The sequence below is a fragment of the Kribbella speibonae genome (assembly GCF_004331375.1).
Lineage (GTDB): Bacteria > Actinomycetota > Actinomycetes > Propionibacteriales > Kribbellaceae > Kribbella > Kribbella sindirgiensis.
Genome location: NZ_SJKC01000008.1, coordinates 417,272 through 438,662, shown reverse-complemented (window position 1 = coordinate 438,662; position 21,391 = coordinate 417,272). Strand labels below are relative to the sequence as shown.

Here is a 21,391-nt window from a genome sequence, read left to right as displayed (position 1 = left end):
CGCGAGCCACAACACCTGGCGCGGCCTGCTGAAGTTCGACACGTCGATGATCCCGACCACCACGACGATCCGCTCGGCCGACCTGAACATGCACTACGGGGCGGGCTTCGGTGCGGATGTGACGCTGCCGTTCGCGGCGGTGAAGGTGACGTCCGCCTGGTCGGAGTCGACGGCGACGTGGACGTCGATGAACACGGCGTTCAACGGCACCTACGCGTCCAACACGGTGCAGGTCGATGACCAGGACACGTTGTCGGCGACGTACGAAGGACCGTGGAAGTACCAGAGCAACGGGAGCGCGGTGAACGGGTCGTTCTCGTACGCGCTGACCGGATCCGCGCCGGACAAGTTCACGTGGAGCGCGCGGGTGCCGAGCGAGGGTGACTATCAGGTGCAGGGGCACTACTACCCGAACAGTGTGCGGGGCATCCTGCCGACGACGCTGGTCGGGGCGACCTCGGCCGGTGTGCCGACCTCGCAGACCGTCCCGTGGAACCAGACGGCCGGTACGCCGGGGCCTGGAGGCGACTTGTGGTACACGCTGGGGACGGTTCATGCGCGCCCCGGCAACACGACCCAGGTGACGGCGCAGCGGCAGGCGGGTCCGACTTTGACGGTCCCGATCGCGGATGCGATGAAGTGGACGAAGTACTCCACAGCGACGAAGCAACCCGGTGACCGTGACGGCTGGCATTCGTACGGTTTGGGCAGCTATGTCCAGTCGTGGGTGAACGGTTCGTCGCCGAACTACGGCGTGATGCTGAAGGCCGTCGACGAGAACCCGGCGACGGCGCCGGCCGGTGGTCTGTACTACAGCGCGAGCGAGGGGACGTACGGCGGAGAGACCGCGGCTCGGCCGAATCTGGTCGTCACGTACGACGAGCCCGGCGTCACGCTGAACCCGCCGTCGACGATCAACGCAACCGGTGCGGAGCTCACCTGGAACAAGTACATCGACCCGACGCCGGCCGATGACGACGACCTGGTCGAGTACCAGATCTTCCGCGGCTGCCGCGCGCTGCCGGTCGACCCTTGCGCGACGCCGGTGGGTGACTACTTCTCGACCACGGCGCCGGCCGCGCTCACGTTGGTCGGGACCGTGCCGCCAGAGGTGACGTCGCTCACGGATTCGACTGCGGAGCCGTCGAGTGCAACTAAGCCGGCGACGTACAGCTACTGGGTCGTGGCCCGCACGGTCGCGGACGTCGGGAAAGGGGAGAACGGCAGGGCGGCGTCGAACGTGCAGACGGTCACGATGCCGCGCGAGGGCCGGATCCTGCAGTCGTTCGGCGGCGACATCTCCGACACCACGCTGAGCAAGACGAAGGCGACGGAGAACGTGTCGCGTCCGGACGGCGGCACCGGAAACACGCGGTACTGGGTGCAGGTCGGCAACAACCACCCGACGTACGGCGTCGAGCGCGGGGTGTTCAAGTTCGACACCTCGACGATCAAGCAGGGTACGAAGGTCACCGACGCGCGGGTCGAACTGTTCTCGAACTACGGCTCCGGTGCCGGCAGTGCAACGCTCGACCTGCACGGGCTGACGCGGGACTTCGTCGAGACCGAGGCGACGTGGAATCAGGCGGCCTCGACGATCAACTGGACCGGCCCGGGTGGTGACTACGACCCGACGGTGCTGACCAGTCTGACCTCGGACAACAACCCGAAGCGGTTGACGTTCGCGTCGTCAGAAGGCAATGCGCTGCTGCCGAAGATCCAGTCGTGGGTGGACAACCCCGGCAACAACCACGGCCTGCTGCTGAAGACGCACGACGAGACCGTGCAGCAGCAGTTGTTCAGCATCACGAACGGCGAGTCCCCGGACAGCTTGTTCCGGCCCCGCCTGTGGATCGAACACCTGGCCAAGAACGAGGCCGAAACCTACCAGGCCGACCAGATTCCCGAACGATTCCAGCCGAACACCACAATCACCACGCCGGTCACGGTGACCAACACCTCGAAGACCACTTGGGTCGACGATTTGCTGCTGTCGTACCGGTGGACGGACCCGGGCAGCACCGTCGATCTGACGACCGAGGGCGAGCGACTCAGCGTCCCGCTCGGAAGGGTCTTGGCACCGGGCGAGTCGCAAACCGTGGATCTGCCCGTCAGAGCGCCGATCAATTCCGACACCGGTACGAAGCGGCAGTCGTACGACCTGCATCTGGATCTGAGGAAGCCGGACAAGACTTGGTACGACGGTGACAATGCAACGTCTCCACCGGCCAGGCCGGCTCAAGGCTGCGTGATGGAGACGGCCGGCTTGTTGTGCGTCGACCGCTATGTGGAGTCGGCGACGTCGGGTGGGTTGGGGCTGGAGAAGTTCATGTCCTACACCGGTGAGGAGACCGGTGGCGGTTCTCAGTTGCTGACGAACCTGTACAACGGCAATGTCGTGTGGTCGTACGACGCGTTGTCGAACCCGTCGATCGGCCCGTCGGCGTTCGTCAGGCTGGCGTACAACAGTCAGGACGACACGCCGGCGTCGGCGCCGGGGTACGGGTTCTCTGTGCAGCCGGCGACGCTGACCAGACTCGGCAGCGGGTTGGCCGTCGCCCCCAACGTGGTGTCCTTCGTGGACGGCGACGGCACGACGCAGACCTACAAGGCCGATACGCCGGATCCGCAGAAACCGAACGAGGTTCCGTACACGCGTCCGGCAGGTGTCGCGCTCGACCTGAAGGAGGACATGGCCGCCCCTGACACCGCACATCGGTGGGTGTTCACACGGCCGGACGGCACCCGGTTCTACTTCGACTCTGGCACCAAACGTCAGACGTCGGTCGTGGATCGCAACGGCAACACGATGTCGTTCAGCTATGACACCGACGGCCGGCTGTCGATCGTCACCGATGCCCGGAACCGGCAGGTCCTGACGCTGGGGTACGAGTCGGGTGGTGCCGGCAAGCTGGCGTGGATCCGTGACATCTCGAAGCGGGCACTGAAATTCAACTACAACACCGACTCACAGTTGATCAAGCTCGAGGACGGCGGTCCGTTCAACAACGGTGCGTTCGACCCGGGTGCGGTGGTGAAATCGTTCCAGTTCGCCTACAACGACACGTCGAACAACAGCAACACGAAGCTGATCTCGGTCAAGGACCCGCGGAACGCCGAGACCAAGGTCCAGTACTACACGTCGAACGAGGACTCGACGTACGCGAAGTGGCCCAAGAGCTACACGGACCGCCGGAACAACAACACCACGTTCACGTACGCCCAGCCGGACCCGTCCGCGCTGGACAGGCTGACCACGGTCACCGACGTCAACGGCAGCACGCCGTCGGTTACGACGTACAAGATGGATGCGTTCGGTCGCACCACGAGCATCGTGGACGCCAACCAGAACGCCGTCGGCGGTGACAAAGAAACGCTGCTCGCGTGGGACCGGGACCACAATGTGATCCGGTTGCAGGAGCCGAACGACGCCGTATCGACGTGGGAGTACGACCCGAAGACCGGCTATCCGCTCGTCGTGAAGGATGCGATGGCGGTCAAGAACGGCCTGCCTGGTGTTGTGCTGACCTACCAGACCCTCGCGACCGGCGCGAAGCCGACGGTGCTGATGTCGAAGAAGAGCGCGGGCGGGCGGACCGACACGTTCACCTACGACGCGAACGGCAACATCAAGACCGTCAAGAACGGCCTCGGCTTCGGGCCGACGTACACCTATAACTCGAACGGGACGCTGGCGACGGTCACCGACGCTCGGGGCAACGCGACGCAGTACGGCGACGACTCGAAGTACCACGCCAGCGGCTACCCGCTGTCGATCACCGATCCCGAGCTGGCGAAGACCGACTTCACCTACGACGACCGTGGCAATGTGCTGCAGGTCAAGGACGCGTTGCTGAGGTTGACGACCGCGGAGTACGACGCGTTCGGTCGGCCGACGAAGATCACCAAGCCGTACGACGGGGCGGTGAAACGGACCACGGAGACGGAGTACGACCTCAACGACAACGTGACGAAGGAGACGGCTCCGAACGGTGCGCAGTCGGTGTCGACGTTCGATGCCGCGGACAACTTGTTGACCAAGACGCTGCTGGACAACAACACCACCGGGCGGCAGCTCGCCTACACCTACGACGTGCTGGGCCGCAAGGTCACCGAGACCGCGCCGAAGGGTGTCGCGACCACGGCGGACCCGAACGACTTCGTCACGAAGTACAGCTATGACCGGGTCGGTCAGGTGCTGAAGGTCGAGACCCCGTTCGTCGACGGCGGTACGACGAAGACGCCGACGACGACGTACGAGTACGACCTGGTCGGGAACCAGGTGACGGTGATGGATCCGTTGCGGAACGCGTCGCCCGCGACGGACTACACGTCGAAGACGGTCTACGACCTGAACCACCGGCCCACCGCGGTCACCGACGCGGCCGGATACACGTCGAAGACGGTGTACGACGCCGACGGCCTGGTCACGTCGGAGATCAACCAGACCGGCAACACGAAGACGACCAAGTACGACGACGCCGGCCAGCCGATCGAGATCCACGTCCCGCACACACCGATCGGTGGCCACCAAGAGGACCGGGTCACAATGTTGGCCTACGACCAGGCCGGCAACGTGACTCGTCAGACCCGGCCGAGTGGCCGGTACTCCGAGACGGTGTACGACAAGAACAACCGGCCGGTGCAGAACAAGTCCGCGTTCGACACGTCAACGACCTTGTACAAGACGCCATCGAGCACGTTCATCCAGTACTACCCGACCGGCGAGATCAAGGCCCAGTCCGAACCCACCTTCGCCGCCACGGCCCCACCGGCTGCGCAGTGGACGAACTTCACCTACTTCGACTCCGGCGACATCAAGACCTCGACGGACCCGTGGCAGATCACCGCGACGTACGGCTACAACCCGTTGGGCCAGCAGACCGATCGGACGCTGACGGTGCCGGGCGACGACGCGAAGCGCACCCAGGCGTGGGGCTACTACCCCGACGGCTCGCAGCAGTCGCGGTCCGACACCGCTGCGCAGCAGCCGGTCGACATCGTCGACAACGCCGACACCTGGCAGACCACCTCGACGGGCACCTGGGCCACGGTCCCGGGCGGCACCAACACCCAGGGCGCCAACTACCGCACCCACCTCGCCGCGGCTGTGGGTACGCCGGAGGCCAGCGACACCTTCAACTGGCGGGTGCTGCCTGACGTCGCGGGCTCGTTCGACGTCTACGCGTCCTGTCCCGTAACCACCGGTGCCACCACGGCAGCGACGTACACGATCAACCACTCGTCAGGTGCTGCGACGAAGACGGTCGACCAGTCCGCCTGCACCGCGGCAACCCCGTGGGTCAACTTGGGCAACTATTCGTTCCCGAACGGTGTGGCGAAGACGATCACATTGAAGCCGTCCGTGACGGGTGTTGTGGTCGCGGACGCGATCAAGCTGGTCTCGACCAGCCCGGTCGAGTCCCGGTCGTTCACTTACACCTATGACCTGAACGGCCTGCAATCGGAGGTCAAGGACAACAACCCGAACGCGGTTGCTGACACCTTCAAGACCACGACTGACGGCCTGGGCCGAACGACCCAGGTCCAGGAACTCAAGGCCGGCGCGAGCAAGGCGACGACCGACTACACCTACGACCTCGACTCGAACGTCCTCTCCACCAACGCCCAACGCCCGGCCGACTCGGGTGCCGGCACCCCCAAGGTAGGCCGCTACACCGGCTACACGTGGGATGTCCGTAACTTGGTCGATACCGTCAAGGCCGGCGACTCGCCGACCGATCCGCTGGACACGTGGTCGTACACCTACGACGGCCGCGGTCTGCGCTCCACGATCACCAAGCCGAACGGGAACCTGGCGACGTTCACGTATCACGAGGACGGGCTGCCCCGGGTCCAGACCGAAAAGCATGCCCAGCAGCTGATCTCGTCGCATGCTTTGCGCTATACCCCTGACGGTGACCGGTCCCAGGACGTCGAGAAGCTCTTGAAGGCGAACACCTCGGACTACCTGGATCAGGCCTCGAACTACACCTACACCCCGGCGCGTCAGCTCGAGGCGGTCGTCAAGACCGGCGTCGAGAAGGGCGACAACGAGTCGTACAAGTACGACGCTGCCGGCAACACGATCGAACAAGTCATCGGCGCGACGACGTCGACGATGACCTACGATCGCAACCGGCTGACCAAGACGGTCAGCGGCGGCACGACGCTGAATCAGCGCTACGACCTGTTTGGCCGCTCGACTACCGCCGACGTCGGCGCCCAGGTGGTGGAGCAGAACGCCTACGACGGTTACGACCGCCTGGTCCGCCAGCAAAAGTTCGATTCGGCCGGCACCGCAACCTTTACGCGCAACCAGACCTATGACGCGTTCGACCGGGTGGTGAACCAGTCCGAGAAGGTCGGCGCCGCCGCCTCGATCTCCACCCGCTACACCTTCATCGGCCTCGCCGACCAGGTAGCCATTGAGGAGGAGAAGGACACCGGAGGCACCTGGAAGACCTCGAAGTCCTACGCCTACGGCGCCAACGGCGAGAACCTCTCGCTGGTCGACTCCCCGGTCAACGGCACCACGACGAAGAAGTCGTTCTACGGCACCAACCCCCACGGCGACGTCGAAACCCTGACCGACGCATCAACAGGCACGACTACGTCGACCTACCGGTATACCGCCTACGGCCAGGCAGACAAGAAGGGCACCACCGGCGACGACGAGATCAAGAACGACCCGTCGCAGGACGCCGACATCGTCAACCCCTACCGCTTCAACTCCAAACGCTTCAACGGCGCCACGAACACGTACGACATGGGGTTCCGCGAGTACAACCCCGGCCTCAACCGGTTCCTGTCCCGCGACTTCTACAACGGCGCCCTCCAAGACCTCGCGCTCGGCGCCGACCCCTGGAACACCAACCGCTACGCCTTCGCCGGCGGCAACCCCATCACCGGTGTAGAACAAGACGGGCATTGTGCTTTCGATCCCGAGACCGAGTCGGCGTGCGGTAGGCCGGTGACGCGCATCCTCGGAAGCGGATCGACGCCACCACCGGTCACGGAAACCAAGCCGACCGAACCGTCGACCATTCAGAAGATTTCCGGCTATGTCGCTCCTGGTCAGTTCGGCAAGAACGTGACTGATGACCTCGTCGTCAAACCGATACAGGAGACCTATGAGGCGTGCAAAGCCGCCATTCAAATGCAGAACTACCAGACCAACTGGCGGGCGTGCCAGATGGGAGTCGCGCTAACAGGACTCAGCTTCACAGGCGGCGGCAAGGTCGTCGGCATCGGGGTGCGCAGTGCGGAAGGACTTGCTGCCGCGGAGGCGGCAGCTAGGTGGCCAGCCATCCGATATCTTGGCAGGGCGGGCGCGGACAACGTCGCCAACGGGGTGCGGCTCGGGCAACAGCTCGCGCGCGAATCCGCTGACTCAGCGTTCACGGCATCCGGACAGTTGAGCTCCGGTGCGATAGCTGGGTCGACCCGGATCATCCCGGGCAGCAAGCTAGGCAACAAGGATTTGGTGCAGGCCCTGACAGCCGACGGTAGCCGCATTGGAGACTGGGGCAAGTACACTTCGAGCACGTATCAAAGCCCAGCTGGCAACTTCCAGGTTCATTTCTACATGAATCAGAGCACAGGCGCGGTCAACTACACCTACGACTACAAGATCATCTTCAACGGAGTCGCGCGATGAAGGTCCAATGCCTGCGTCTGTCGGGTCCTACGGACAGTTCCCGCCTGGAGCGGAGTTCTTGGATCACGCTGGATGCGGTGTACCCGGTCATCTCGATCATGGCCGAACCGGGTGGCCGCGTACAACTGCAGATTGTTGCGGATGATGGGCGGAGCTTGGCATGGTTCGACTCTGATACGTTCATGACTGTTGACTCTGTGATCCCGGAAAGGTGGGTGATTCGAGTCGCCGAGTCGGGAGTCGTCGATCTTGCGCCAGCCGCATGGCTTGAACCCGGATTCTGGGAGCAGTACTACGACGGTGACGCAACTGCTGAACAGACAGTCGCGTACGAACTGCATCAGATGGGCATCTGAGCGGCCGACCTGCGGTTCGGGAGGCGAGGGTCAGGTTCGATGCTTGAGGCGACGTCGAGGCCTTTAAACGGGTCCGCAGAGTCCTGGCGGTCAGCGTCAGCTGCTAATCCGGGTTGACGCTCCAGTTCGTCCAGGAGCCGATCGTCGCCGGCCCTGGTGTCGCCCTGCTCCCAGCCTCCCACGCGAAGAGGACCGGCGTCTTCCTCCGCCGCCTCCACGACGCCCCGGAGCCGCGCCTTCGCGCCCATGCTCTCACCCGCCGCGGGCCGCACTGCCTGGTCGCCGCTCGTCTCACTCTACTGTCCGGCCACCCGCGGTAGAGATTCAGAAAAGGTCGGCGCCGCTGCCTCGGTCTCCACCCGCTACACCTTCGTCGGCCTCGCCGACCAGATAGCCATCGAAGAAGAGAAGGACACCGCCGGCACCTGGAAAACCTCCAAGTCCTACACCTACGGCGCCAACGGCGAAAACCTCTCCCTGATCGACTCCCCAGTCAACGGCACCACATCGACGAAGTCCTTCTACGGCACCAACCCCCACGGCGACACCGAAACCCTCACCGACGCCACCACCGGCACCACGACGTCGACCTACCGTTACACCGCCTACGGCCAGCCCGACAAGAAGGGCACCACAGGCGACGACGAGATCAAGAACGACCCGTCGCAGGACGCCGACATCGTCAACCCCTACCGCTTCAACTCGGATCGTTTCAACGGTGCCACCGGCACCTACGATATGGGCTTCCGCGAATACAACCCCGGCCTCAACCGATTCCTGACCCGCGACATGTTCGACGGCGCCCTGCAGGACCTCAGCCTGGGTACGGACCCGTGGAACGCCAACCGCTACATGTTCGGCGGCGGCAACCCCATCAGCCGTGTCGAACTCGACGGCCACCTGAACGACACCGGGTCCGAGGGCGGCGGCGGAACCATTGTCGGGCCCGTGCTGGAACGGTGCCCGAACTGTCAGCTGAAGATTCTCGGCAATGGTGCATGGACGTTCGAGGGGGACGCCAGCGGAGACATCGCCGACACTGCGAAACCGGCACTCCACGCGACCCTTGATGCTTGCGGTATTGCGTTTGAGCCGTGCGATGCCGCGAATGCTGGTTGGTACTTTGGAGAAGGTGATGAGCGCAACGGAGCGGTTAGTTCCGCTGGAGCGATTCCTATCGCGGGGATCCTGCCGACACTCACAAAGTGGTACAAGGGTGCTCGTGCACTCAGAGCGCTGCCCGCCGGGCGCGCAGGCTCGGTGGTTAAGAATGCACTGGAAGCGCACGAAGTTGCTCAGGCCGAAAAGGTTGTCGAGTTCCGGGGTGGTCAGTTCGTTGGCAATAAGGCACGGAGCTTCCCTGGAATCGACGGCTTCCTGAATGGCGTGCCCGCGAGCTTGAAGACCTACAGCGGCTCATCGCCTGCGGGTGTGCTTTCGCATGCATCTCGTGCAGAGAAATCTGCGAGCAATGCTGGATATTCTGGTGTTGAACTGTTCGTTGATGCTCCTCAGGTATCCATGGAGTCGCTGATAGATTTCGGAATGAAGGGACCTCTCGCGGGTATTCCTTCGCAGGGTACGATCAACAGGATCTATGTGCGGACGCGCGACGGATGGGTTGCTTTCTGAGGCCAGTCAACGGGCACGGCAACCAGTGTGGGGTGGCGACCGCTGGTCAACATGGCTGTACGGCGAGACAAGGAGGCTCGGATGGCGGTCGAGGTTGAAGTGTTCGCCCACCAGCAGCCGAACCGGCTACTGGTCTGCCGCCTCGGTGGATGGGTAATGCGTTCGGTGCTGGGAGTAGGTGACGTCGCTGCCGTGATCACTGAGGACGGTTCTGATGTATGGCGCGTTCGATGGGGAACGTCTGTGTCCGTGCAGGTGGTCGAACTTCCGCCGGGACAGTATGAGTTCGTCGACCTGTGGACTGTCAGCGTTTCGCCATACGAGCGGGGAGTCGACCTGGGAAAGGTGTTCGCAATGGCGATTGCTGATGCGGCAGCCGTGCTCGCCGACGGGTTCATTCGAGATGAAGGAGGAATGGCCGGTGGGGGAGACATCCCTGCTGGGCGATCGATTGCACGACTCCTCAGATGTCCGTCTCAGGATGAAGCAGCGATCCTTGAGTTTCTCAAGAGAACCTAATCATTGCCTCGAATGTGACTTTCCGGAGTTCATTCGGCCACGCCACGGCACGATGGATTCGCCGTTCGTCCACGCCGAGCGGGCAGGTATGTCGCTGGATACATTTCAAGTGCGGGATGTCGAAGCGCGTCGAGGGTCTGAGGGCAGCCTGGCGCGGGCGCTCGGTTTCATTCTCAGACTTCCTCCGAAAGTTGAGGTGGGCGGCGATGGATGTTCGTGTGCAGGGAGAACTGGTCGAGATGGGCTTGACGCATGATGAAGCGCAACGGCTCTGCTTCGCAGTCCAAGAGGGATATATGGGCCTGTCTCGAGCCGAGTACTTCATCCGCACGGGTCTTTCAAGGCCGGCGGTAGAGGCACTGGTTCATGCGTTGAGCGCCTTGGTCGACAAGCGTTCCGGGGCCGTCACGCTCGCGTTGGAGCCCGGGATGGAGGAGGCAGAGAGTCCGCGTCGGGCGAGGCCGCCGTCATGAGAGCTCTCGCTGTTGTTGCTCCTCCGTTGCGACCCTAAAGACTCGGCTTGGCCGCGGCCTGAACACTGCCCGCACAGTGCCTACGCGCCTCGTGGCTGTGGCCGGGAAACGAGGCTCACGTTTACATCGAGAGCGGTAGCGTTAGCGTCGGCAGGGTTCTGGTGAACTGACCAACTGGGTCAGGTTTACCCGAGAGGGAGGAATGATCCGTGCTTGGCCAATCCGCCCGCCGACCGGAGATAGACAGGCGAACGGGGTGGACAGCTCGATGGATGGCCTGTAGCCGACCCGAAGTGCAACCTCGACGTCGATCGTCTCCTCGCTGCATACGGCCGTCAGATCGTGGCTGGCGAGGCGGTCGAGACTGGCGCATTCTCACTTGGCTCGCGTCCGACAAAGCGTGAGCCAATGACAGCGCGCGCTGGGTACCGGAGCGAGGCGGCGTTGTGCGAGCGTACCGGTGTCTGGTGGTGTTCTCGCTCGCTGGCACGAACTTTGGCGAGGTGGCCACGATCGATGTCGATCCGGCGAGGTACGAGTCGCTCGCGCGACTTGATCGTGATCCGGATGTTCGTAGGGCGATTGCCCGGACATTCTCACGTGCTACGGGCGGCATATCGATGGTCTCGAAGAAGTAGGGCTCCGAAGCTGGCGGAGGCTTGCGGAGTGTGTTCCATCCTGGAGGTGTCGGTGGGTTCGCCATATGGGGACGTTGAGTCGAGGCAGACTGAGTTGGGAGACCTGCTTGGCGGTCTTGATCGAATTGATGATGACCTCACAATCTACGTTGCCTCGGGTCAGCCGATAACTCTGTTGGTTCCGGCGATTCTGGTCGATGAAGCTGCCGCTGGCGCTCCTGAAGGTATGACGTATCTGCTGGAAGTCCACCTGGCAAGAGATGTACTCCGTGTGTGGAAGGAGTGGCGAGGTGGCCAGAAGCCGACGGCGGAGCAAGCATGCTCAGCTGTGGCCTTCTATTCAAGCCATGACGCATATCAACCGCGAGGATAGTTTGCGAGACGACCAGGCTGTCGGCAGCCTGGGCGGCTCGTTCGGGTGCTTGGCGGGTGGTCGTGGGGTTAGACGGGGACTTTCCACTTCTGGGGGTCGAGGCCGTTGCAGTCGTAGATTTGGAGGTCGGTGCCGTCTGTGGTTGTGCCGTTGGGGGTGTCTAGGCAGCGGCCGGATTGGGGGTTTAGGAGGGCGCCGTTGGGTTGGGGGTGCCAGAGTTGGCCTCCGGCGGGGCCGCAGTCCCAGAGTTGGACTTTGGTGAGGTTGGCGGTGCCGTTGCCTACGATGTCGAGGCACTTGCCGAAGGCTCGGATCTTGCCGTCGGTTGACATGGTCCATTGCTGGCCTGGTACGCCGTTGCAGGTCCAGAGTTGTACGGCGTTTCCGTTGGTGGGGGTGTTTGTGTCGACGTCTACGCACTTGCCTGCGGTGGCTGGGCCGGTGATTGGGCCGGTCGGGTAGCCGGGCAGGTTCCATTTCTGGGGGTCGAGTCCGTTGCAGTCGTAGATCTGGAGGTCGGTGCCGTCCGCGGTTGCGCCGCCGGGGCTGTCCAGGCAGCGGCCTGACTGGGGGTTGAGGAGCGCGCCGTTCGCTTGGGGACGCCATTGCTGGCCGCCGGCGGGGCCGCAGTCCCAGAGTTGGACCTTGGTGAGGTTGGCGGTGCCGTTGCCGACTATGTCGAGGCACTTGCCGAACGAGCGGATGGTGCCGTCGGCCATCATCGTCCATTGCTGGCCGGGTACGGCGCCGCAGGTCCATAGCTGTACTGCGTTTCCGTTGACTGCGGTGTTGTGGTCTACGTCCAGGCACTTGCCGGCTGTTGCGGGGCCGGTGATGGCGCCGGTTGGGCCGCCGATGGTGCCGGTTCCGAAGCGGACTTGGCATTGGTTGCCGGTTCCTAGCCAGGTCGCGGCCAGGTAGAGGAATGTCGTACCGTTGGCTGAGCCTACGATCGGCGAGCTGTAGCCGGGGCAGCTGGGGACTCCGGAGGCGTAGCCGCCGGTTGGGTTGACGTCGACCGGGGCTTCCAGTTCGGTCCAGGTGCCCGAGCCGAGGGTCGTGTTTGCCAGGAGGACCGAGCCGGACTCCGCCATGACCGCCTTGTTGCCGGTGGGGCCGGTGACGACGCGTTGGCCGGACAGGAGGAGGGTGCCGTTCGGTCCGCCGCCGGGGACCCAGGCGACGTACGGCGTGTGCAGGAGGTGGCGGCCGTCGGTTGTTTGGGCGAGTGTTCCGGGGCTGTCGGTTGGTGACCAGTTCAGGCCGTCGGGGCTGGTTTTCAGGTAGACCTCGCAGGCGTGGTCCGCGTTGGTGGCGTCGCGGCAGAGTTCGTACGTCATCAGGAACTGGCCGTTGGGCAGTGGCGTGATGATCGACATGCCTGGGCGCGCCAGGTTGTCGGCGGGGAAGGCGACGTCTGGGGTGATGCTTCCGCTCCAGGTCGCGCCGCCGTTGGTTGAGGTGTAGTGGCCGATGATCTGGTTGTTGGTCGGCGAGCCCGACGGGCGTTCGTCGGAGATGAAGCAGGCGAGGGTGTTGTTCGGGGTGAGTAGGAACCAGGGCTCCCAGATGCCTTGGCCGATGGTGTTCGGCTGGCCGCTGGTTTGGGTGCAGTTCGAGAGGTACTGCCAGGTGGTGCCGTGGTCGGTGCTTTTGAATACCTCGATCTTCTGGGCGGTGAAGTTGCCCTCGTCCCAGGCGGTGCCGGAGGCGAGGAGGTCGCCGGCGTTGAGGCCGTTGGCGGTGCGTGGGACTTCGTAGATCACGGGGGCGCCGAGGTCCCAGCCGGGGGTGTTCGAGGTGATTGTGCTGATTGGGGTGGCGCTGAAGGTGGCGCCGCCGTTGGTGCTGCGGAAGATCGGGAAGTCGCTCGGGCCGGATTCGTTGCGGCGGGCGAAGGTCGCTAGGACGGTTTGGCCGGCGTTGCTGTCGTGGTCGAGGCGGATCGCTCGTGGGTAGCTGGCGTCGGCGGCGGGAAAGGTGGAGAGGTTCGGGCTGTACAGCACGTTGCCCGGTGGTGCGGCGGTTGCCGGGAGGGCGACGAGGGCCGCGGAGATGATGCCAAGAGCAACCAGCAGTCTGCGGATGGGCATGAGTACTCCTCTGACGAAGGCGGTGAGTCGAGGAAGCTGCGGTGGGTGGAGGAGGGGCGCTGGGTCGGGGAGTGGCGGTGCGTGGTGAGGGCGGAGGTGTCAGGCGGTGGTGACGTCGATGAAGGTGCGTGCCACGACGGTGCCGGCGGCGTCGGTGAGCCAGAGGTGCAGGCGGCCGGGCTCGGAGACCGGGATGTCGATCGGGTCAGTGACGGTGAAGGGCTTGGCGTCGACCGGGGCTGTGCCAGTTGACCAGTGCAGCGTGCCTGGCAGTGGATCGGGGCCGTGGTGGGAGATGCGGATGGGGATCGTTGCGGTGTCGCCGGAGAGTACGAGGTCGCGGCCTGGGGACTCGGGGGTCAGATCGACGATTAGTACGGTTTCGGCGTGGACGTCGGATGGGACGGTGCCGCCGAGGTCCTTGGGGTGGCGGTCGTAGGTGTAGATGCCGACCGTTTCGTGTTCGATGTCGTACAGCTCGGTGTAGATGTAGCCCGCGTTGCGTGGGTGGCGGCGGAGTTCCTGGGTCTGCCAGCGCAGGTGCCAGCCACGTTCCACGCTGGTCGAGCCGCCGCCGTACTCGCCGTTGAGCTGGATCTTGTCGGATCCGTCGAAGCCGGGGGCCGCGATCGCCTTGTGGACCAGGAGATCTGGCCCGAGTTTGACCGGGAAGGATCCGTCGGCGGTGTTGACCAGCCGGTCGACGGTCGCCGCCCACGACGCGACGTCCTCGTCGTAGTAGTGCCAGTCGACCAGATCGGTCTCGACATGCGCCCAGCCCGAGTTGTCGACAATCGGACGAGTCGGATCCGCATCCCGGATGATCCGGTACGCACGACGTACGGCGTCCTGCTTCGCCGGGTCACCGGGCACGTCCCAGTCGAGACCCCACTCTTCGTTGTACCCGCCCCAGATCACGATGCTCGGATGGTTGCCGTCGCGCGCGACCATCCCGGCCGTCACGTCCTCGAACGCCGCGACCGCCTCGGGGGTGAAGCGCCCGGTCGACGGCGGCTCGGCCCACACGAGCATCCCGAGCCGGTCGGCCCAGTACAGCCACCGCGGATCCTCCAGCTTGATGTGCTTGCGCACCAGGTTGAACCCGGCCGCCCGCGCCAACTCGAGGTCCTGCCGGAGGGCCTCGTCACTCGGCGCGGTATGCCCACCCGTCGGCCAGAATCCCTGGTCGAGTACACCTCGCACGTACGTCGGTACGCCGTTCACCGCGAGCACACCGCCCTGCCACTCCACCTTCCGCAACCCGGTGTATCCACGCACCGTGTCCGCGCCGGCGGTCGCAATCACGTCGTACAGATGCGGATCGTCAGGACTCCACAAACGCGGCTGGGGGATCGGCAGCGTCACCTTCCCGGGCCACTGGGAGAACTCGCGGACCACGACGCCGGGGATCTCGAGACGGACCGGTGACGGACCGGCGAGCGTGACCTCGATGCCGTCGAGTGCGTCGGTCGGGCGGAGATCGAGCCGGGAGATGTACGCCGTGGGTCGCGGCTCGAGCCACACGGTCTGCCAGATCCCGCTGGACGGTGTGAACGCGCAGCCGTCGTAGTCGTCGGCGGGCATACTGCGCTGTTTTCCGTGCGGGATGAACCGCTTGTCGGTCGGCGCGTCGACCTGGACGACGAGTTCGCCGGCGCCGTTGTCGAGGAGTTCGGTGATGTCGGCCTCGAACGGCAGGTAGCCGCCTTCGTGCTCGACGGCGAGCCGGCCGTTCACCCAGACGGTCGCGCGGTGGTGGACGGCGCCGAAGTGCAGGATGGTCCGCTCCGCGGCCCAGTCCGCCGGGCGCTCGATCCGTCGCCGGTACCAGGCCGTCGGCAGCCAGTGGGCGCCGATACCGGAGTCGGGATGCTCCCACGGAAACGGGACGACAACGGTTTCCGCGAACTCGCCGGGGCTCCGGGCGAAGTCCCATTCACCGTTGAGATTGAGCCAACGGGCCGACCGGTCGAACTGCGGTCGCGGGTAGTCAGGACGTGGTGTGTTCACAAGTATTCTCCTCAGCCCTTGAGGCTGCCGGCCATGACGCCTTTGATCAGGTGACGTTGCAGGAAGACGAAGACGATCAGGACGGGGATCGCGGCCACGGTGCTTGCCGCGAGCAACTGACCCCAGACACTGGTCCAGTCCGCGCCGAGCTGGCCCGAGCGGATGTTCTGCGCGAGTGCCGAGAGCATCACCTGGAGGGTCTGGTGCTGCTCGTCGTTCACCGCGACCACCGGCCAGACGAAGTCGTTGTAGATGTTGATGAAGGTCAGTACGCCGAGTGCCGCCAGCCCCGGCCGGATCACCGGGACCACGATGCTCGCGAAGATCCGCAGCTCGCCCGCGCCGTCGACCCGGGCCGCGTCGAGCAGCTCGTCGGGGATCGCCATGATCACCTGCCGCATCCAGAACACGCCGAACGCGTCGATCGCGCCAGGCAGGATCAGCGCCTGGAACGTGCTCACCCAGCCGAGCTGGCTCATCTCCAGCAGCAACGGGATCAGCAGGACCAGCGTCGGCAGCATCAAGGTGGTCAGGACGGTCGCGAACAGCAGCCGCTTGCCCGGGAACGCGTATTTCGCGAACGCGAACCCGGCCATCGGGCAGAAGATCATCGTCAGCGCGCCCTTGACCACGACGACGATCGCCGTGTTCCGGAATCCGGTGCCGATCGGGATCGTGTCCAGCATCGACCGGAAGTTGGTCAGCGTCAGTCGGCCGGGGTCGAAGCTGAACGGCCGGGCGATGATGTCGCCGCCGGCCTTCAGCGACGAGGCCATCATCCACAGCAGTGGCGCGAGACTGATGACACCGGCGACCGCCAGCAGGCCGTAGCGTCCGACGGACTTCATGAATCCTCCCTGGACCGCAGCAGCCGGATCGACGCCAGCGACAACGCCAGCACCATCACGACGAGCAGCATCGAGTTCGCCGCCCCGAGGCCGAGGTCGGAGTTGGTGATGTGCTTGTAGAGGTAGAGCCCGGCGGTTCTGGTCGCGTTGAACGGTCCGCCGCCGGTCACGACGTACGGCTCGGCGAACAACTGGAAGACGGTGAGGGTGCCGATCACGACGACGAAGCTGAGTGTTCGGGTCACCAGGGGGACCGTGATCGACCAGAACTGCTGCCAGGCGCCGGCCCCGTCGATCCGGGCCGCCTCGTAGACGTCCGATGGGATTGTCGACAATCCGGCCATCAACAGGATGACGGCGTACCCGGTCGTGCGCCACAGGACCAGGAGCGCGACCGTCACCTGCGCTCCCGCGGAGGTTGTCAACCAGCCAATTGTCGGCAATCCGATCGACGACAGGCCTTGGTTGACGGCGCCGAAGTCGTGGTCGAAGAGAATGATCCACACCTGCGCCATCGCCACCAGCGGCGTCACGAACGGCGCGATCAGCGCGGCACTGAACAGTCCGCGAAGCCGGGCCTTGCGCAACGCGACCGCGATCGTCAGCGCCAGCAGCACCTGCGCAGGGACGACGAGCAGCCAGAGCACGCCCGACGTCGCCATCGACTGCCAGAAGTCCGGGCTGGTCAGCAGGTACCGGTAATTCGCGAGCCCGGTCACTTTCAGCGCACCGGCGCCGTGCCAGTCGGTGAAGCTCAGCTGCAGTGCGAAGAAGATCGGGTACGCGCTGAACGCGGCGAAGACCAGGAGGAACGGCGCGACGAACAGGTACGGCGCGGCCTTGACCCGGCGCCGCGGTGCTCGGTGCGACGGGTCAAGCGGACGCCGGGTCGTCGTCGCCTCGGTGAGGGTCGCCATTCAGCTGGGCCCCATCAGGTTCTTCTGGATCTGCGTCGCGGACGTCGCGAGGACCTGGTCGGGTGTCATCTGCCCGGCGAGCAGCTTCTGCACGTTGACCCCGAAGTAGTCGACGGCCTTCCCCCACCAGGTAGGAATCGTGTAGCCGCTCGGTACCTGCTTGCCGGCCTCGACCGCGACCTTCCACAGGTCCTGGCCGCCGAGTGCCTCGATCGGCTTGAACAGCGGGGTGTTCGGGTCGAGTGCCGGGAGGTACGACGGGATCGACGTGTTGAGCCCGCCCGGGTACACCTCGTTCGGTCCGTAGACCGTGGTGTAACCCTCCTTGCTGAACACGAGGTGCTCGTACAGCCGCCACGCCAGCTCGGGGTTCTTCGCCTTGGCCGGGATGACGAACGACGAACCGCCCATCACGCCCGATCGCGCGCCACCGGCCTGCCAAGCGGGCAGCGCGGTCGCCCGCCACTTACCCTTACTTGCCTTCAGCAACTGCTGCGGCGCGAACACGAACCACTGCGCCCAGGGCACGAACACCTGGGTGCCGTTGTCCTGCGTCTGCAGATCGGTCGGCTGGGTGTACTTCGCCAGCGTCCCGAGCCCTTCGGACCGGACCTTGTCCAGCCAGGTCAGCACGTTGCGGTACGGATCGGAGTCGATCGTGAGCTTCCCGTCGGCGCCGACCATCCCGCCGCCCTGCTGGTTGGCGAACATGTCGATCCACAGCTGGGCGAGGAACTGGTCGTTCTCGAGATGGATCGGCTTGGCGGCCGGAGACTTCTCCCGGACCGTCCGCGCGGCGTCGAGCAGCGCGTCGTACGTCGTGAGGCTCGCGGGGTCGACGCCCGCCTTCGTGACGATGTCCTCGCGGTAGAACAGCAGTCCCGGGTCGAGGTCCCAGGGCACCGCGACGACCTTGCCGTCGACGGTCACCACGCCGAGCTTGTACGGCGCGATGTCCGGCTTGTACTGCTCGATCAGCCGGCTGAGGTCGTGCAGATGCGGCGCGACACCGGTGAGCAGCGCGTCGTCGTAGAACGCACCGTCGGGGACGCCCGCGCCGCTGATCAGCGTGGCCGGCAGCTTGGCGTTGATGTCGACGGCCACATGGTTGACCTTCACCTGCGGGTACTTCGCGGTGAACGACGCGATCGCCTTGTCGAACACCTTGTACAGGTCGCCGGTGCGGTCCCAGATGGTGATCTCACCGGACGGCGGCGTGGTGACGTTCGCCGACGGCAGCGGACTGCTGCCGGTGGTGCTGCCGGGTGCGCAGGCGCCGAGGCCGCCGGCCACCAGCGCGGCGCCGGCCCCGCGAAACAACGTACGGCGTGAGAGTGGGCTTGCCAGGGGAGTGGTCATGGCACGGTCCTTCATGACTCTTGCTGAGCTTGCAACGTTGCAAGTGGTGCTGGAGACGCTAAGGTTGCAACGTTGCAAGTGTCAAGACTTCAGCCGCTCACGAAACGAGGTGCCCAGTGGCCGCCACACTGCGCGAAGTCGCCGAGCGGGCCGGTGTCTCGGTCCGCACGGTCTCGAACGTCGTCAACGACTTCCCGCAGGTCGCCGCGGAGACCCGCGCCCGCGTGCAACGGGCGCTCGACGAGCTCGGGTACCAGCCGAACGCGGTCGCCCGGACACTGCGCAACGGCCGCTCCGGACTGATCGCGCTGGTCCTGCCCGAGCTCGACGTACCGTACTTCGCCGAGCTGACCCGGGCCGTGATCGAGCAGGCGGCGGTGGCCGGCTACACGGTCGTGGTCGACCAGACCGACGGTGACCCGGTCCGCGAGCGCGAGCTGGTCATGCGCGGCAACAGGGCCGCGATGTTCGACGGGCTGATCTTCAACCCGCTGGCGCTCGGCGGCGCCGACCTGCGCAACCGGGCGTCGTCGACGCCGGTGGTGCTGCTCGGTGAGCGCGTCGTCCAGGGCGGGCTCGACCACATCATGATCGACAACGTCGCCGCCGCCGAGCTCGCGACGCGGCATCTCGTCGAGCTCGGCCGCGAACGGATCGCCGCGATCGGCGACCAGTTCGACGAGACCCGCCAGACCGGTCAGCTCCGGACGCAGGGCTACCGGGCCGCCCTCCGCGCGGCCGGCCGCGAGGTGATCCCTGAGTTGGTCCGGCCAACGGAGTACTTCCATCGGGCCGACGGCGCCGCCGCGATGGCCGACCTGCTCGCGCTGCCGGAGCCGCCCGACGCGGTGTTCTGCTACAACGACCTGCTGGCCCTCGGTGCACTGCGCACCATCCTCAGCCGTGGCCTCCGCGTCCCAGAGGACATTGCCCTGGTCGGCTTCGACGACATCGAGGACGGCCGCTACAGCACCCCGAGCCTCACCACGATCAGCCCCGACAAGACCCAGATCGCCAAGAACGCCGTACGGCTCCTGCTGAACCGTCTGGACGGCGACCGCTCCGCGCCCGCCGAACTGCCCGCCGATTACACCCTCGAGATCCGCGAGAGCACCACGGGGTCAGTGCGATGATGCTCGTATGACGAGCTCGCAGGTCGAGGCGCACCTCGCGAAGGTGCGTTCGGCGATCCGTCGCCGCGACGCCGAAACCATGATCGAGTTGATGCGCCGCGTCACCGGCGAGGAGCCGCGGATGTGGGCCACGGTCGTGGGCTTCGGTGAGTACCACTACAAGTACGCGAGCGGGCGCGAAGGCGACGCTCCAGCGGCCGGTTTCGCGCCTCGGGCAGCGGCGACCACGGTCTATCTCAACGACGGTGTCGGGGCGCACGCCGACCTGCTCGAGAAGCTGGGTCCGCACACGACCGGCGTCGGTTGCGTGTACATCAAGAAGCTCGACGACATCGACCTCGCCGTGCTTGAAACCGTCGTACGGCGCTCGTACCAGACGCTAACCGCCGGCATCTACACGAACCGCGCCCGCGAGAGCTAGTTGCCGCGCACCAGCCGGTCGCCGAGGTCTGAGCGGCGGTAGAGGACGGAGCGGCCGTGGCGTGCGGAGATGAGGAGACCGGCGGCCCGTAGTGCGCGCAGGTGCTGGTTGACGGCGGTCGGGGTGACGTCCAGGCGTACGGCGAGTTCGGTCGACGAAGTCGGGGTTTCGAGGAGGCCCATCAGCCGGGCGCGGACGCGGCCGATGAGGCCCACGAGGGCGATGGCCGGCGTGCTGGTTTCGGTCTCCCAGAGCGTTCCGAGGCCGCGCGCCGGGTACATGATGTGCGGCGGTTCGTCGGGGGAGATCGGGGCCGTCGCCCTGCGGCTGAAGAGCGAGGGGGCGAGCGTCAACCCGCGCCCGGCGGTCGAGGTGCGGTACGAGAGGTCTGCGCGCAGGCGTACGTACACGATGTTGTCTTCGAGGCGGACGTGCTGGTCGAGGTCGGCGAACATCACCGCGAGGCCGGAGCGAGCCGTGACCCGGCCGCGGTGGACGACGTCGGCTTCGAGTACGGTCCGCATGCGTTGCCAGTACGGCTCGAAACACGCCTCCCAGTACTCTCGCAGCCCGGTCAGGACACGGGTGAGCACCCTGTCCGGACGGCCCCGGAGGACCGCGGGCAGTGTGCCGGGGTGGATCTCGGCGAAGTCCGCGCGGACGACACTGTTCGGTGTGCCGGTCAACGCCGCGAGTTCGTCGTCGATCCGGCCGAGCGGGGTGTACGGCCGCGGGGTGAGGAAGTCCGGCGTCCACAGCGCTTCGTTCGTCAACGCGCGGAGCAGGTCCAACGGCAGCCCGGCGCGGGCCGCCTCGGTAGCGCGCAGCCAGGGCAGCTGCAGCGGGAACCGGCCTGGATCGCGCAGGGTCCGCAGCGACAGGACGAGCTCGTTCAGCGGCGAGATCGCGAAGCGCACCTCGCCGAGATCGTTGCCGACCAGCTCGTACTCGATCATGAA

12 protein-coding genes are annotated in these 21,391 nt (G+C 65.4%); 6 read left to right on the top strand and 6 right to left on the bottom strand.

Going from position 1 to position 21,391, the window contains the following annotated elements; translation table 11 throughout:
- The 4 genes from E0H92_RS40890 to E0H92_RS40875 form a co-directional block, all read left to right on the top strand.
- On the top strand, positions 1-7,660 hold a 7,660-nt coding region (locus E0H92_RS40890), incomplete at its 5' end, for a DNRLRE domain-containing protein (RefSeq protein WP_131500076.1).
- A gap of 77 nt (positions 7,661-7,737) precedes the next feature.
- The gene (locus E0H92_RS40885; protein ID WP_131463051.1) at positions 7,738-8,016 is read left to right on the top strand and encodes a hypothetical protein; all 279 of its coding nucleotides are present in this window, start codon (positions 7,738-7,740) and stop codon (positions 8,014-8,016) included.
- Positions 8,017-8,262: 246 nt separating this feature from the next.
- The gene (locus E0H92_RS40880) at positions 8,263-9,648 is read left to right on the top strand and encodes an RHS repeat-associated core domain-containing protein (protein ID WP_131500075.1); all 1,386 of its coding nucleotides are present in this window, start codon (positions 8,263-8,265) and stop codon (positions 9,646-9,648) included.
- Positions 9,649-9,729: 81 nt separating this feature from the next.
- A complete protein-coding gene (locus E0H92_RS40875) occupies positions 9,730-10,167 on the top strand; it encodes a hypothetical protein (protein ID WP_131463053.1) in 438 nt (145 codons plus the stop codon).
- A 1,552-nt stretch (positions 10,168-11,719) separates the two neighbouring features.
- Here the strand turns inward: E0H92_RS40875 and E0H92_RS40865 are convergent.
- From E0H92_RS40865 to E0H92_RS40845, 5 genes are all read right to left on the bottom strand, one after another.
- A complete protein-coding gene (locus E0H92_RS40865; RefSeq protein ID WP_131500074.1) occupies positions 11,720-13,744 on the bottom strand; it encodes a ricin-type beta-trefoil lectin domain protein in 2,025 nt (674 codons plus the stop codon).
- Positions 13,745-13,843: 99 nt separating this feature from the next.
- Entirely contained in the window at positions 13,844-15,754 is a 1,911-nt protein-coding gene (locus tag E0H92_RS40860; protein WP_131500073.1) for a glycoside hydrolase family 2 protein, read from the bottom strand.
- Positions 15,755-15,765: 11 nt separating this feature from the next.
- Positions 15,766-16,602, bottom strand: coding sequence for a carbohydrate ABC transporter permease (locus E0H92_RS40855; protein ID WP_131463056.1), 837 nt, complete (start codon positions 16,600-16,602; stop codon positions 15,766-15,768).
- Positions 16,599-17,519 carry a carbohydrate ABC transporter permease gene (locus E0H92_RS40850; protein WP_131500072.1) on the bottom strand — a complete coding sequence of 307 codons (921 nt, stop codon included), beginning with the start codon at positions 17,517-17,519 and terminating at the stop codon, positions 16,599-16,601. The genes E0H92_RS40855 and E0H92_RS40850 overlap by 4 nt, the downstream gene beginning before the upstream one ends.
- A complete protein-coding gene (locus E0H92_RS40845; protein ID WP_165550256.1) occupies positions 17,520-18,878 on the bottom strand; it encodes an ABC transporter substrate-binding protein in 1,359 nt (452 codons plus the stop codon).
- Positions 18,879-18,994: 116 nt separating this feature from the next.
- Here E0H92_RS40845 and E0H92_RS40840 point away from each other — a divergent pair, with 116 nt between their 5' ends.
- Positions 18,995-20,011, top strand: a complete 1,017-nt coding sequence (locus E0H92_RS40840; RefSeq protein ID WP_131500071.1) for a LacI family DNA-binding transcriptional regulator — start codon at positions 18,995-18,997, stop codon at positions 20,009-20,011.
- A gap of 7 nt (positions 20,012-20,018) precedes the next feature.
- A complete protein-coding gene (locus E0H92_RS40835; RefSeq protein ID WP_131500070.1) occupies positions 20,019-20,432 on the top strand; it encodes a DUF1801 domain-containing protein in 414 nt (137 codons plus the stop codon).
- On the opposite strand, the gene E0H92_RS40830 is transcribed toward E0H92_RS40835, so the two are convergent.
- Entirely contained in the window at positions 20,429-21,388 is a 960-nt protein-coding gene (locus tag E0H92_RS40830) for an ArsR/SmtB family transcription factor (protein WP_131500069.1), read from the bottom strand. The genes E0H92_RS40835 and E0H92_RS40830 overlap by 4 nt on opposite strands.
- Positions 21,389-21,391: the final 3 nt, after the last annotated feature.